Source organism: Streptomyces lancefieldiae (assembly GCF_031845825.1).
Classification (GTDB): Bacteria; Actinomycetota; Actinomycetes; order Streptomycetales; family Streptomycetaceae; genus Streptomyces; species Streptomyces lancefieldiae.
On record NZ_JAVRFH010000411.1, the window covers coordinates 1 to 390 of the forward strand.

General features: G+C 61.8%; 1 protein-coding gene. It reads left to right on the forward strand.

All coding sequences use genetic code 11. The annotated features are described in order from the left end of the window. Window positions 1–309 (forward strand): type III secretion system chaperone family protein (locus RM812_RS42745; protein WP_311586512.1); only part of this gene is annotated, 309 nt, incomplete at its 5' end. Window positions 310–390 lie beyond the last annotated feature (81 nt).

Here is a 390-nt window from a genome sequence, read left to right on the forward strand (position 1 = left end):
GTGCCGGATACGATGCGCACCGAGATGTATGGCCAGCTGTTGACCATGAACCTCTTGTCCGGTGCCAAGACCAATGGCGTCTACTCGCTCGATCCGGCGAGTGGCAATGCCATCTTCGTTGTTCACTTCATGCACCCTGAACAGCTCGATCCAGAACAGCTGGCGCAGGCATTCGGCATCTATGCGTCACAGACCAACAATCTGCGCGCAATGCTGCGGGAAGAGCCGCAGGCGGGTGCAGGCTCGGGCGTAACGGCCGCGGCAGCCATGGGGCCGGGGCGCGCTGCTTCCATGATAGACCTGGCATAGGACCATGGCCATGCGCACGACCGGAAGCAGGCCACGTGCGAACAGCTCCACGCCGATGCTGGATCGGGGTCACAAGTCTTC